This is a genomic window from Aureimonas sp. Leaf427 (genome assembly GCF_001425485.1).
Lineage (GTDB): Bacteria > Pseudomonadota > Alphaproteobacteria > Rhizobiales > Rhizobiaceae > Plantimonas.
On record NZ_LMQW01000029.1, the window covers coordinates 1 to 13547 of the forward strand.

The 13547-nt window shown below is 65.3% G+C and carries 8 protein-coding genes and 3 pseudogenes; 7 read left to right on the forward strand and 4 right to left on the reverse strand.

What is annotated here, in order from left to right; translation table 11 throughout:
- Positions 1 to 109: 109 nt before the first annotated feature.
- The 3 genes from ASG62_RS15830 to ASG62_RS15840 all read left to right on the forward strand — a co-directional run bounded on the left by ASG62_RS15830 (position 110) and on the right by ASG62_RS15840 (position 3696).
- Positions 110 to 943, forward strand: a complete 834-nt coding sequence (locus ASG62_RS15830; protein WP_056698764.1) for an ATP-binding cassette domain-containing protein — start codon at positions 110 to 112, stop codon at positions 941 to 943.
- A 5-nt stretch (positions 944 to 948) separates the two neighbouring features.
- The gene (locus ASG62_RS15835) at positions 949 to 2067 is read left to right on the forward strand and encodes a biotin/lipoyl-binding protein (protein ID WP_162246050.1); all 1119 of its coding nucleotides are present in this window, start codon (positions 949 to 951) and stop codon (positions 2065 to 2067) included.
- 261 nt (positions 2068 to 2328) lie between these two features.
- Positions 2329 to 3696 (forward strand): diguanylate cyclase domain-containing protein, encoded by a 1368-nt coding sequence (locus ASG62_RS15840; protein WP_056698760.1) that lies wholly within the window; start codon positions 2329 to 2331, stop codon positions 3694 to 3696.
- Between the two features lie 165 nt (positions 3697 to 3861).
- Here the strand turns inward: ASG62_RS15840 and ASG62_RS15845 are convergent, their stop codons facing one another.
- Genes ASG62_RS15845 through ASG62_RS15855 form a run of 3 tightly spaced genes read right to left on the reverse strand, consistent with a single transcriptional unit; the run spans position 3862 to position 7783 of the window.
- Positions 3862 to 5016 (reverse strand): HD-GYP domain-containing protein, encoded by a 1155-nt coding sequence (locus ASG62_RS15845; RefSeq protein WP_056698757.1) that lies wholly within the window; start codon positions 5014 to 5016, stop codon positions 3862 to 3864.
- Entirely contained in the window at positions 5013 to 7235 is a 2223-nt protein-coding gene (locus ASG62_RS15850; RefSeq protein WP_056698753.1) for an ATP-binding protein, read from the reverse strand. Before ASG62_RS15850 ends, ASG62_RS15845 begins: the two co-directional genes overlap by 4 nt.
- Positions 7232 to 7783 carry a molybdopterin-dependent oxidoreductase gene (locus ASG62_RS15855; protein ID WP_244487675.1) on the reverse strand — a complete coding sequence of 184 codons (552 nt, stop codon included), beginning with the start codon at positions 7781 to 7783 and terminating at the stop codon, positions 7232 to 7234. Before ASG62_RS15855 ends, ASG62_RS15850 begins: the two co-directional genes overlap by 4 nt.
- A 112-nt stretch (positions 7784 to 7895) precedes the next feature.
- Between ASG62_RS15855 and ASG62_RS25730 the strand changes: the two are divergent.
- Positions 7896 to 8103, forward strand: a pseudogene (locus ASG62_RS25730) (MucR family transcriptional regulator); the annotation flags it as partial.
- Positions 8104 to 8192: 89 nt separating this feature from the next.
- Here ASG62_RS25730 and ASG62_RS15860 read toward each other — a convergent pair.
- Positions 8193 to 10508 carry a methyl-accepting chemotaxis protein gene (locus tag ASG62_RS15860; RefSeq protein ID WP_056698746.1) on the reverse strand — a complete coding sequence of 772 codons (2316 nt, stop codon included), beginning with the start codon at positions 10506 to 10508 and terminating at the stop codon, positions 8193 to 8195.
- A 791-nt stretch (positions 10509 to 11299) separates the two neighbouring features.
- Between ASG62_RS15860 and ASG62_RS28085 the strand changes: the two are divergent.
- The 3 genes and pseudogenes from ASG62_RS28085 to ASG62_RS15870 all read left to right on the forward strand — a co-directional run.
- A pseudogene (locus tag ASG62_RS28085) lies at positions 11300 to 11821 on the forward strand (tyrosine-type recombinase/integrase); the annotation flags it as partial.
- Positions 11822 to 11955: 134 nt separating this feature from the next.
- Positions 11956 to 12201, forward strand: a complete 246-nt coding sequence (locus ASG62_RS28090; RefSeq protein WP_274532627.1) for a tyrosine-type recombinase/integrase — start codon at positions 11956 to 11958, stop codon at positions 12199 to 12201.
- Positions 12202 to 12205: 4 nt separating this feature from the next.
- Positions 12206 to 13410: pseudogene (locus tag ASG62_RS15870) on the forward strand (IS91 family transposase).
- Positions 13411 to 13547 lie beyond the last annotated feature (137 nt).

The window sequence follows — 13547 nt, forward strand, 5'->3', positions numbered from 1 at the left end:
GAGTGGATAGAGGCCAAGACGCAGTTCGCTGTCGTCTTTGCAGACCGCTTCGTCCTCTGACGAAAACGGCCTCCCGCACAGAACTCCTGACAGTCCCCCGGCTATCCGCGTGGATCACCGCTCCGCCGGCCACCATCCGGTGCTCGACGATATCAACATCGAACTCGCGCCGGGCAAGCTACTCGTCCTGATCGGGCCATCCGGCGGCGGCAAGAGCCTTCTGGCGAGGATCGTGACCGGGGCGAGCGAGCCCGATGCGGGACGGGTGACGATGGACGGCATTCCCACCGCACGATATCCGCGCCACCAGTGGGCGTCGATCTCCGGCTACCAGCCCCAGCTCCCTAACCTCTTCCACGGCACCATCGCCAGCAATATCGCCCGGTTCCGTGCCGATCTCGGCATGCCGACAATCTATGAGGCCGCGAACCGCGCCGGCGCCCATCAGGCGATCCTGTCACTTCCGCAGGGCTATCAGGAGATCGTCGGGCAAATCGACGCCGAGATCCCTGCCGGGCTTCTGCAGCGGATCGCCCTCGCCCGCGCCCTGATCGGCAAGCCGCGGCTCGTCGTCCTCGACGAACCGTTCGCTCATCTCGATTCCGACCTCGAAACCCGGCTCATAGCGACGATCGACCAGATGCGATCGGCCGGCACCTCCTTCGTCGTCTCCCAGAAGCAGGCGATCGTCACACGGGCGGACCATGTGCTCATGGTGCGGGACGGCACGGCGAAACCGGTCCAGATCACCCTTCCGCAGACCGCCAGACCCGGCGCGGACGGGAAGCGCCCGGCCATCCTGGCGACCCAGACCTCGCACGGGGCGAACGGCCTGCGGCGGGCCGTGCCGACGGCGGGCGAACGGGCCGATCCCGGCCCCGGCTCCCTCGCCCCCGAGACGAGCCCTGCCCCGCTCATCAACCGCTCGATGGGGCAGGCGTGATGCCGATGACCATGCCCTCCTTCCTGCAAGCCTTCATGCGGCGCGACCGCTCCGCCGGAGCCGGAACGGCCGACGAAGCCAACGCCTCCGCCGCCCCCGTCCAGCCCACGGACTGCGCGCCGGCCGAGGGTGTCGCTACGGGCACCTCCGATATCATCGGCGGCGCGTCGCAGGCGATCCTCCTCTGCTTCGGACTGTTCGTCCTGTGGGGATTCGCCTTTCCCCTGTCGTCGGCCGTGATCGCCCAGGGCTCTCTCGTGTCCAGCGGCTTCAATCAGCTCGTCCAGCACCTGACCGGCGGCACCGTCGTCGAGATCCTCGCCCACGACGGCGACCGGGTCGAGGCCGGCGCGACGATCGCTCGACTCGATCCGGCCGTCGCCCGCGCCGAACTCACCCGGCTGAAGTCGCGACGCGCGACGCTTGCCGCGATCGAGGAACGCCTCAGGACGACCCGCAGCGCCCAAATATCCGACAAGGACGCGCTCCGGGCCTCGATCGTCCTCGTCGACGGCGCCGTGAGCTCGAAGGCCGGCGGATCCGGCAGCGAAACGGCGCAGCTCGATCTGTCCCTCGACGAGAAGCTTCGTCTGGAACAGATGCGCGCCCGCCTTGAGGGCCTCGTCTCGCTGGAGGCTGGCCTCGAAGCGCTGCGGCGACAGGCCAGTGCCGCCGAAGCCAAGTTCGACGGCCTGGAGCGCAGCATCGGGACGCTCGAACACCAGATCGCGATCTATGACGATCAGGCAGAGAGCCTGCGCCGCCTCTCCGATGCCGATCATATCTCCCGGCGCGATCTGTGGGCGAGCGAGGACCAGCTCCTGAGCGCACGCTCACGCCTCTTCGGCCTCGTCGCCGAACGCGACATTGCCACAGACCGGCTCGGCGAGTTGGAGGCCAACAGCCAGGAGCTACTTGGCACGACCGCTCGCGACGAGGCGGTTCAGCTGACCCAGATCATCGGCGAGCTGGCTGAGATTGAGGATCAGATAGCGGCGGCCGAACGAGCCCTGACGCAAAGCGCCCTTCGCGCGCCGGTCGGCGGAACGCTCGTCAATTCGACGCTTCTGACGAAGGGCTGCGCCACCCCAAGCTCTCCTGCATGGCGCTCGCCATCAAGCTAGGCTTCCCAGTCCTCACGGCGGATAAAACATAGGCGAAAGTTCGAGCGGAAGGCCTACGCGTTGAGAAGGTCCGGTAAAATGTAAACCTATTTGTCAGGCTTCAAATGACCACCAGACGGAAGCCGACCTTCCGCAAATTTAGCCACCCGTCTTCAAAGACGACTTCCTAACCGGAACTTCCGCCTTCGAAATTAACGCGACCAAAGAACGGATCCTTGACGTAAGTCGGCGCATGATCGTGTGCGAAAGGTACGCAAGCTCATGAAACAGTCTCCAGCAGGACTTAGACAGCTCGTCGCAAAGATTACAAACGTCGCCGTTGTCCTTGTAGCCGTGCTGCTTTGCGGCCTGCTGGGCGTACTGTGGTTGATCGCCGACTACCAGACATCCGTCGCGCAGCGAGAGCAGACGAAACTTGCCGAGGGCGCTGTGAAGGTGCGCGGCGAGCACATCGAGAAAACCGCGATGGATTACGGTGCATGGGACGAGGCTGTGGAACGCCTTGTCGTGTCACCCGATGCCACATGGGCGGACGAAAACATTGGACGACCGACCTTCGAGAACCTCGGATTTGATATGGCGTTCGTCGTCATGCCGGACGGGAGTGCAAGCTATGCCATGGTTAGAGGCGAACGCTCCGAGGATGTGGTTTCCAGGCTCCTTGCGGGCGGTTATGAAGAACTCTTGGCCGAGCAACGCGCCAAAGGCGCCGAGGGCTCAACTTCGGGCCTCATTCTTGCGGACGGCAAGCCGGCGATCGCTGCGATCGTGCCTATCCGACCCCTCGTGGCGGATGCTGCTGACGAGGGACCGCGGCACGTTCTGGTGCTCGTCGACACGCTTGATACCCAGATGCTCTCGGAGTTCGCGCGGATCTATCTTCTGCCAAGCCTGAGGATCGTGGATAGCGCGGAGGCGCCCGACGCGCACGCGCTACTCCTGATGGCGGACCACCAACAGGGCGTGACGCTTCAATGGGAAGGTGCTCGTCCTGGTGACGAGCTCCTGGCCATGGCGATTCCCGCTTGGGCGATCGTAGCGTTGGCATTCGGGGCGCTGACATTCCTGTTCATCAGGCAGACGTCCTCGGCCGCGCGGGCCGTTGCCGACAGCGAGTGGCGCGCGACGCATGACGCTCTGACCGGACTTCCCAATCGCGTGCTGCTCTTCGAACGCATCGACCATGCCTCGCGTTCGCTCATGGAAGGGGGACGTGAGTTTGCCGTCGCCTACCTCGATCTCGACGGCTTCAAGGCAGTAAATGACTTGCAGGGCCATGAGGCCGGAGATCTTGTGCTTCAGAAGGTTGCTCGCCGGCTGATGGCGAGTCTTGGGCCGGAAGATTTTGCGGCGCGACTCGGCGGCGACGAGTTCGCCGTCATCGTCCCCGGCTACAAGGAGCCCCACCAAGCCCTCGATCTTGGACGCAGGATTATCGAAGCCATCGAGCAGCCGATCCGCTTGGCCGACGACACCTTAACAAGCGTCAGCGCGACGATCGGGTTCACTTTTGCGCCTCGCGATGGAGCGGACCCTCTGACGCTCTTGCGTAACGCCGACCAGGCGCTCTATGCCGGAAAGCGTAGCGGCAGGCGGCAGGTCCAGTTCCACGTCGCGGCGGCCGCATAAAGTAGCTGTCTTTCGTCGCCTACCTGACCGAAATCCTGCGAAGTGCCTTCGCGGCTGTTGGGAAAGGTCAGCGCGAGGGAGGAGCGGCGCTGGGTCTGCACTCCTGGCAGATTCTTCTCTTGGTCACGCTGCATCAGGCCCTGCGCATCGCCGTGCCTGCTCTGATCAACGCGTCATCTCTTGAAGACGATGTAACTCGCCACCGTGATCTCGCTCACCGCGATGTCGTAATGATTCAGTAGGACACGCCCTTGCCGAAGTTCGCACTTGGGCAGCCTGTGTTTCAGCATCAATCGACGACCTTTCACGCCCTACAACGGCTAAAAACGCCGTAACACAGACAGGGTCAAAATGCCTTCCGGCTTGATCGGCAATGTATGCAATCGCGTCCTCGCGGATCCACGCATTCTTGTAAGGGCGGTTGCTCACCAGCGCGTCGAAGACATCGGCCACGGCGGCGATGCGGCCGGGCAGAGGTATTGCCGCTCCCGAAAGGCCGGCGGGGTAGCCCGTGCCGTCCCATCGCTCATGGTGGGTCGTTGCGATCGTGGATGCCAACCGCAACAGGTCGCTTTCGGAGCCACCGAGGATATCTCCGCCGATCCTAGAGTGTTCGCGCATGTGGCACATCTCTGCATCCTCGAGCCTGCCCCTTTTCTGGAGGACGTCGTCGCGGATGCCAACCTTCCCGATGTCGTGCATGGGAGCCGCCAGCTCGATGTCCCGGCACTCGTCGGCCGGAAGCCCCAGCTGGCGGGCGATGTCGCCGCACATCCTCGCCATGCGCACGGTGTGGGCGGCCGTATCGTCGTCCTTGTAGCCCGCCGTCAGGGCGAGGCGCCGGATGATTTCCTCCTCGTGGCGGCGCAGCTTGGCCGTCGCCGCCTCCACCTCGGAGCGGAGCCATTCCGCTCTGTCGGCGAGCTTGCGTTGTGCCTCGCAGAGGCGACCGAGGTTCGCGATGCGCGCCGAGAACTCGACCGGGTCGATCGGCTTGGAGAGGAATTCAACGGCTCCCGCCCGCAGCGCGGCGAGGCGTAGCTCGGAGTCTCCATCGGCCGTAACCATCACCAAGGGCTTGTCGGCGTTCCTCGAGTCTGCCCTGATGCGGCCGATCAGCTCGATGCCGCTCATCCCGGGCATCTGGTGGTCCACGACGGCCATGTCGAAGCGGACCGACCGAAGACTCGCGGCCGCCTCGACAGGGTCGGAGAAGCAAACGGCCTCGAAGGTGCCCGCCCGCTCGACGAGCTTCCTCATGAGCAGGAGGTTGGTGCGGTTGTCTTCGACGAGGAGGACGGTGGTCTTCGTCTCGGTCATGCTGCCATCCCTTGCGTCATGCCGTCGGAGGACACTCGCCCCAGTTCACTCTCCAGTCGTTCGAGGGCTGCGTCGCCGCTCCCGGCACGTACTTGCTCCGCGAGGGCGGCGATGCCGCGGTATCCCACGTTGAACGCGGCGCCCTTGATCGTGTGGAGGACGCGGTCCGCGGTCGCTGCGTCGCCGCCCATGAACGCGGCCGAGAGCTCAGTGAGGAGATCGCGGGCGTCGCGCCGGAATTCTTCCTGCAATTCTGCGAGCCCGTCCTCTCCGAGCGCCGCGACGAGATCGGCCACGCGTGCGCCGTCCAGCTCCGGCATGTCGTCCGCCGCCTCGCCGTTGCCTGCCGCTGGGGCGGGCGAAGCGGTTTCGGTGCCCCCGGCCGGGACCCTGTCTCCGCACCACCTGTCCACGAGGGCGCGGAGGCGGTCCATCGGGATGGGCTTGGTCTCGAACCCGTCCATGCCAGCGGACGCGCAACGCTCCCGGTCGGACTCGGAGGCGTTCGCGGTTAGAGCCACGATAGGCGCCGTCACCCCGGCCGCGCGAATGCGGCGGGTGGACTCGATGCCGTCCATGACGGGCATGTGCATGTCCATAAGGATGAGGTCGAAGGTTCCTGCGACGGCCAGCGCCACGGCAGCCTCCCCGTTCTCAGCGAAGGTCGCCCGGTGACCGAGGCGCTCAAGGAAGCGCGCGGCGACGCGACGGTTGAAGGCGTTGTCCTCAACGACAAGGACGTCACCGTACGTCGACGAGCCCAAGCCGTCCGCGGCGAAGGTCTCGGGAGCGGGCGCCGCCTCCGCCCTGTCGGCCGGGACCTCGAACCAGAAACGGCTTCCGACGCCCGGCGCGCTATCGACGCCGATCTCGCCGCCCGCCGCCTCCACTACACGTTTGCAGATCGCGAGTCCGAGGCCCGTACCTCCAAAGCGGCGGCTGATCGAGCCGTCGACTTGGCTAAAGGGACGGAAAAGGAGCGGTCTGGCCTCGCGCGCGATGCCGATGCCGTTGTCAATTACGTCGAAGCGCAGACGCGGGCTTTCAGGCGTGCCCACCTCGCGCAGTGAGACACGGATGCAGCCGTTCTCGGTGAACTTCGCGGCATTGCTAAGAAGGTTGAGGAGGACGCGGCGCAGTCGGGCCGGATCGCCCTCGTAGTAACCAGAAACCTCCGTGCGTTCAAACAAGATGGAATTGCCCCGCTCCAGCGCGCGCACGTTCGCCACCACGGTCGCCTCGCGCACGAGTTCGGCCGGGTCGAACGGGACGCGCTCCGACACGAGGTCACCGTGCTCGATCTTCGTGAAGTCGAGGATCTCGTTGATCACCTCGAGCAGTGCCGCGCCCGAAGAGCCGATCGCCGCGACGCTCTCGCGATCGTCCGCGGACAGGTCGGACATGGCGAGAAGCTCAGACATGCCGAGGATCGCGTTCAGCGGCGTCCTGATCTCGTGGCCCATCGTTGCCATGAACTCGGACTTGGCTCGGTTTCCGGCCTCGGCGGCGGCGAACGCCTTGCGCATCTCGTCGACAACCACCTGGATGCGCTCGCCGATGACATGGGTGGCGCGCAGGCGGCGGCAGAGGCTGAAGACGAGCATGCCGACCGAGACGACGAGGGCCAGAACGATCCACGCGGTCACGTCCTGGAGACGGAGCAGCTCCGCGCGCGCATCGGCTCGAGCCGCCGAGACGGCCGCGTTAGTGCGCAGCAGGAGGGTCTCGGAGGCCGAGACGAGGCGGTTGGTTGCCGAGGCGGCCGCGTGCAGCGCTTGTAGGTCCGCCTTGCCGTCCCGCAGGGCGTCGAAGGTCGGCTGCATCGCCGCGATCAGTCGCCGGGCCTCTGCTCGACGCCCGCGGATCTCACCGTCGTCGGCAAAGTATGAACCGTACTTCGCTCCTTCCAGCACGCCCATGCGGGAGAACAGGATGTCGTAGCGCAAGCCGAGTGCCTCCGCCTCGGCCGCCTCGGCGGAGCCGTCGTCGAGGGCGTCGCGCAGGGTGGCGGAAAGCGAAGCGGACTCCCGCCCAACTTGGTAGACCGCCCAGAGGGCATCCTCGCGGATGCCATCCTGCAAGTCGCCGCTGCGGGCGGCGAGGTTGGCGTACGCGGCGAGGAGGAGCGCAAGGAGGATGACGGAGGAGGCGAGAGAGGCCCATGTGGCACGCGTCGTCCTGACCACTTCGTCCTTGCCGCCGACGAGCGTCGGGGTCATTCGATGACCTTGATCTCTTTGACCTGCCAAACGGAACGGGAGAAGTACTTCTCGTTGTAGAGGTCGGCCGACTGGTCGAAGGGGTATATCAGGAAGAGCGGGCCCTTCTCGCGGACCGACATCGGCTTGCCGTTCATATGGGTGGCGAGAATCGTATCGAGGTCGGTCGCGTCGGCGGACGGGATGTCGGAGGCGTAGTCGTTGAGCGCAACGAAGCGGAGCGTGCCGCCCTTCGCGCCGACCGCTGCAAGGATCTCGCGCAGGAAGGGGCCATCGAAGCGGGTGGCCCCTTCGGTCCAAGGCGTTTCCATCGTGGCGGATCGCCCGGCCATCGCTTCGAGTGTCCCCATGTCGAAACGGGCGGCGCCGTCGCCGTTCGTGTTCGAGATTGATCCGCTGACAGTCAGAACGACGGGCCCGTCTGGGTGTGGAAGATCGCCGGCACTCGCTATGCTGATTGCAGCAAGCGAGGCAGTGATGACGGTGGCAATAAATGACATTCTCATCGATCTGCCTCTCTCGAAGTATCGGCGCGCCGCCCTGAGCATTTATTATTTATTGGAGGTTGAAGCCGGGTTAAACTGCTAATGACGCCGTACAACGCAATAGAGCTGCGGTTCGTAATTCGTTGCAACTGCTTAATTGCCCGTTTATAGGATGACGTACTACGATCTGACGCCGGAAGCCTATCGCCAAATGGAAGCTCCCCGCGGACTATCCGATGGTTGCTCCGAACTACGCCCTAGCTCGCTCGGCGCTGACTAGGACGATCGGCCTCGGCCGTAAGCCGGGCGCCGTCGCTGTGTGGGGCGCGGCCAGAGCTGCGAAGGCTCGTGCATCGGGGAAGACGGCGGAAGCGGCCGAGTAGGCTGCCATTGCGCTCTGCCCTTTCCGGCAGAAAGATCCACCTCGGATCGCTCCGCGCGAGCCTTCCCTATCGTCCAACCCGACGAGTGGTCAGAACTCAGTCCAATCCTCCGGTCCCGTCTGCGGGCGCAGCGAAGCGCCCCCGCGGCCGCTAGTGCGCAACTGAACGGTTGGGCCGGCTGCGGGCTTTGCGCGAGCTGGGGTCCTGGCAGCCGTTCGCGACACAACCGCCGCCGCTTCTGGGGCACCGGTCGTGAAGCGGCCGACCATCGCTGCAAGCTCTTCCGTCTCTCCCGACAGGGTCTGCGCGGCGGCTGTCGTTTCCTCTACCATCGCAGCGTTCTGCTGTGTCACCTTGTCCATGTTGTCAGCGGCCATCGAGACCTCCTTCAGGCTCAGCGACTGCTCGCGCGCGGCCTGCGCCATGTCCGTGATGATCTGCGTGACGCCGCCGACCTGGGCGACAATCTGCTGAAGGCTCTGGCCTGAGGCCGAGACGAGCGCTACGCCCTCCTCGACCTGCGCCGACGAGGTTGCGATCAGCCCCTTGATCTCCTTGGCCGCTTCCGCCGAACGCTGCGCCAGCCCGCGCACCTCCTGGGCCACCACGGCGAAGCCGCGTCCCGCCTCGCCCGCCCGCGCCGCCTCGACGCCGGCATTCAGCGCGAGGAGGTTGGTCTGGAAGGCGATCTCGTCGATCACCCCGATGATCTGGCCGATCTTGTCGGAGGACTGCTCGATCTGGCTCATCGCTGCGACTGCGCGCGTCACGACATCGCCTCCCTTCTCAGCCTCCTTTCGTGCGGTAAAGACAGCTGCACGGGCGTCATCCGCTTTCTGCGCCGTTGCATCGATGCCACGGGTGACTTCCGACAAGGCAGCGACGGTTTCCTCCAGAGAAGCGGCCTGCTGCTCCGTGCGCTGCGATAGGTCGTTGGCCGCAGTCGTAATCTGATGGGTACCGACTGCGATCGCCTGTGCACTCGAGGTGACACGCGTGATGGCATCCTCAAGTTGTTCAATGGCGATGTTGAAGTCGACACGGATTTTCTCCAGGCGCGGGGCAAAGGCGGACTGGATGCGATAGCTCAGCTTGCCCTCGGTCAATGCTCCAAGGGCGGCCGCCAGACGCTCGACGGCGAACTGAACTTCAGCCGCTTCCTCTGCTTGGTGCCTCTCTCGGTCCACGCGCTCGCGTTCTGACAGCGAGCGGTTGGCATCGATCTCCACTTCCAGCCGCAGCCGCTCCTCAGCATTCGTGCGAAACACCGCGACGGAGCGTACCATGTCGCCGATTTCGCTGCGATCGGGTGTCACGTCGAGCGGCGCATCCGCCCGGCCTGCCGCGAGATTACGCATCGTCTTCACGATCCGGGCGACCGGCTGCGTGATCGAACGCGTCACGACCGTTGCGAGCAGAGCGACCAGGGCGAGAAGACCACCGGACACAAGGAGCGATATCAGGAGGCCCTGCTTCTCGGCCTTTGCCGTCTCCCGAGCGAAAGAACCAAGAGCGGCCCCGACCTTGTCTTCCACCGTCTTCAGCGCATCGATGCGCGCCGTCGCCGCCTGATACCAGTCCTCACCGCTGACGGACGAAAGCGAGCCGCCAAAGGGACCTTCGAATGCGACCGCCCGCTGCCGCATCAGAAGCTTGCTGGCATCTCCCGCCAACACCGCGTCAAGCGCCTGTCGGTCTTCGCTCTGCGCTCGGGCGCCGAACTCGGAAAAGAAAACGTCCTGCATCGCCCCGAAGCGGACAAACTGCCGGTAGCCTTCCGGCGTGAAGCTTCCCGCGGCGAAAGCGCCGGTCCCGATCGTTCGCTCCTGGCCCGCTCTCTCCTTTCCTCGCAGAAGAGCGGAATAGGCGAGGATCCGGCCGGAAATCTGGCTGTTCGTCGTCAGATCGCTCATCGCCTCGATGAGATGGATGAGGCTGCCGATCGTTTCAGCAAAATGGGTCGCGACCTCGGGCACGCTCGCCTTCAGAGACGTGACGTCCTGGCGCATGGCCGTCAGCGCGGCGATGCGGGCCTCGGCCGTCCTCACGAGCTCGCCAAACGCCGGTCCTCCGACACCCCCGCTCGCCCTGAGATCCAGAAGGTCAAAGCGTTTGATCGCTTCGTCTGCGACCTGCCGCTGCTTCTCCAAGAGGGACGCGAAATCTGCACCCGCCATGGCGCCGATGAAGCCTGCCGACGCGCCGCGCTCCTTCTGGATCTCATGCACCAGCGCTCCAATCACGGACGCTTTGGAGGAGAGATCGGAGACAGCCTGCGCTTCCGACGCCGCGCGATACATAGCCACGTTGCTTTGCAGGGACAGTCCGAGGAGAGCGAGCGTCGGAATGGCGGCAACGATCACGATTCGTTTGCCGATGCTGATGTTGCCAATCAATTTCATCATGAGATGCACTGCTTCGCGATCTTGCCGGCCGCTCTGCGTTCGAAGACTGCTGCCGAGGGTTCACCAAAGGGATTTGGAGCCATAACCTATCGACGGTTCGGTTTACGAATTATGAGATCACTGCGCTTTTCCCTGAAACGTGAAGCTACCCTGCATCTGACGCGCATGCTATCTATGAACGGCAGGGGGTAGGGCTCAGCGCTGCGCTAGACATAATCCGGCTTGATCGTATCACGCAGCGCCTACCGACGGACACACCGCCTTGCACGGCTGAAAAGTTCAGCTGCCGCGGTGCTCCGCTTAATCGCAAATGATCTTGAGGGGCTTTATTGCGAAGAAAATTACCGCTGCATCCAGCACAGAGGTGATCCCGGCAAACCGTACTAGCGTTTCGAGTAGATCGCCGGCTTAGAGGGGCGATCCAAGCATGGCCAAAAGGGTGCGGTATAGCGAACCTTGCATCCACACTCCCCGTCGGCCACCGCGATGGCGTTGCGCTCTGAGGCGTCGCCTTCCAACCATTTTGGGTGAGGCCAACGGCAGGTGCGAGCGCGAGCGGTCGTCCACACCCTGGCAGCTGAAGGTCGTGAGTTGGTCGAGAGCCGTCCGACCGCTTCCGGACGGCTGCTTCAATAGCCGCTCGATACCGGACGGGGTGGATGAACGAACCCACTTCCGCGGGAGGGGCGGCGGCTTTGTTGTCGGAGGACTGATTTGAGCGCGCTGCGCTGATTGAGCGTCGCCTGGCGCGGGCGGACGATCCTGGCTCCTTCACCCGGACGGAGCTTCCCATGACGACCTCCATCATTCCCGCCGCCGCGGTGTTCTCTGCTGAGACGCAGCGCAACTACCTGCGCGACGTCGGACGCCTGGCCTCGTTCCTCGGACGCTCGCCCGACACGGCCAGCGTTGAAGACCTGCGCCGCTTTCAGATCGCGCTTCAGGAGGCCGGTCTCGGCGTGCCGACGATGAACGCCATCGTCTCGGCCCTGCGCTTCTTCTTCGTCCACACGATCAACCRACCCGATCTCGCCCGCAAGCTGGTGCGGCTGCGCTATCCCCGCAGCCTGCCCGATGTCCTGAGCCCGGACGAGGTCCGCCGGCTGCTGGGCGCCACCGTCTGCCTCAAGCACCTGGCGGCGCTTTCCGTCGCCTACGGGGCGGGGCTGCGTGCCGCGGAGGTCGCAAGCCTGAAGGTAGGCGACGTCGACTCCACCCGGATGCTCCTGCGCGTCGAGCGCGGCAAGGGCGGGCGCGACCGCAACGCCATGCTCTCCGCCGACCTTCTCGCTCTTCTGCGCGAGTGGTGGGTCGAGGGACACCGGCAGGGCATCCTTCACCGTGAGGGTTGGCTGTTTCGCGGGCAGAGCTGGGCCCGGCCCCTTTCGGCGAATGCGAGCATTCGCCTGTCGGGCAGGGCATCTCGACCCGGCAGCTTCATCGTGTCGTGGTCGAGGCGGCGCGGGCGGCCGAGATCTCCAAGCGCGTCGGGCCGCATACGCTGCGCCATTCCTTCGCCACGCACCTTCTGGAAGACGGCGTCGACATCCGCGTCATCCAGGTTCTACTCGGCCACGCCAAGCTCGACACCACCGCGCTCTACGCCAAGGTCGCCGTGCGCACGGTGCGGGCCGTGGTCAGCCCGCTCGATCGCCTCGCCCTGTTCCACCGCGAGGAGGCTTCGCCCGGCTGAAGCGATGGGCGCGCCGATCGAGCTTGCCGACATCCTGCGCATCGCCGGTTCCGCCTTCCGAGCTTCCCGTGCCGGACACCTGAGCTTGGCCGAACTCAAGGTCATGTCGGCAATCGAGGCTTGCCGCACCGCCGCGCTCGGGGGCCATGTCGAGGGCTGCGACGACTGCGGCCATCGGCGGATCGCCTACAACTCTTGCCGCAACCGGCACTGCCCACGGTGCCAGGGCGCGGCGGCGCGCGACTGGCTGACTGAACGCGAAGCCGACCTCCTGCCGGTCGGATACTTCCACATCGTCTTCACGCTGCCCGCCGAGATCGGCGTTGTCGCCTTCCAGAACAAGCGGGCCGTCTACGACCTCTTGTTCCGCGCCTCCACGGAAACGATGACAAGGATCGCTGCCGATCCGAAGCATCTGGGCGCCCGTATCGGCCTCACCGCCGTGCTCCACACCTGGGGCTCGGCCATGACCCACCATCCCCCGTCCACATGATCGTGCCAGGCGGCGGTCTCTCACCGGACGGGGGGCGGTGGATCGCGTCGCGTCCCGCCTTCCTGCTGCCCGTGCGGGTGCTCGGCGCCCTGTTCCGCCGCCTCTTTCTTGAAGGGCTCGTCGCTCTCCACAGTGYCGGCAAGCTCGCCTTCCATGGCTCGCTTGCCCACCTCGCAGAGCCCCGCGCCTTTGCCCGCTATCTCACGCCGATGCGGCGCAAGCGCTGGGTCGTCTATGCSAAGCCACCCTTCGCGGGGCCAGAGGCGGTTCTCGCCTACCTGTCGCGCTACACCCACCGCGTCGCCATCTCGTCTCGGCGTATAACCGCTTTCGACGGCAGCGCCGTCACCTTCCGCGTCAAGGACTATCGCCAGGACGGCGCCGCCCGCCACCGCACTTTGACGCTGGAGGCCGGCGAGTTCATCCGCCGCTTCCTCCTCCACGTCCTGCCCCGCGGCTTCCATCGCATCCGACACTACGGCTTCCTCACAGGGCCGRACCGCAAGGAGAAGCTCSATCGCATCCGCGTGCTGCTCGGTACGCAGCCCGCGCCCGGGCCCGCCACCACGGCACCGGACAAAGACGAGCCGCCCGCCTTCCGCTCGACCGGTCCGTGCTGCGGCGACTCCATGAGCGTCGTCGGCATCTTCCTGCGCTGGCGGCAACCACGAGGACCGCCGCCGCACCCGCCACCGCGCCGGGAGTGTTCGCCATGACCCGGCATGGCACGACATCGCCACCTGCTCGGGACCATGTGCTCCGGGGCGCAATCCTGTGCGGCCCTGTGACGAGAGAAGGTGTTCGACGCGATCCCCGCGGCCGCTCCACCCCCGTCTCGTTGCCGTCACCTGAT

Bases quoted from the DNA above. Each gene is read 5' to 3' on its own strand.
- ASG62_RS15850 (WP_056698753.1), bottom strand. From the start codon at position 7,235: ATGACCCCGACGCTCGTCGGCGGCAAGGACGAAGTGGTCAGGACGACG.
- ASG62_RS15845 (WP_056698757.1), bottom strand. From the start codon at position 5,016: ATGACCGAGACGAAGACCACCGTCCTCCTCGTCGAAGACAACCGCACC.
- ASG62_RS15860 (WP_056698746.1), bottom strand. From the start codon at position 10,508: ATGATGAAATTGATTGGCAACATCAGCATCGGCAAACGAATCGTGATC.
- ASG62_RS15835 (WP_162246050.1), top strand. From the start codon at position 949: ATGACCATGCCCTCCTTCCTGCAAGCCTTCATGCGGCGCGACCGCTCC.
- ASG62_RS15840 (WP_056698760.1), top strand. From the start codon at position 2,329: ATGAAACAGTCTCCAGCAGGACTTAGACAGCTCGTCGCAAAGATTACA.
- ASG62_RS15855 (WP_244487675.1), bottom strand. From the start codon at position 7,783: ATGCTCAGGGCGGCGCGCCGATACTTCGAGAGAGGCAGATCGATGAGA.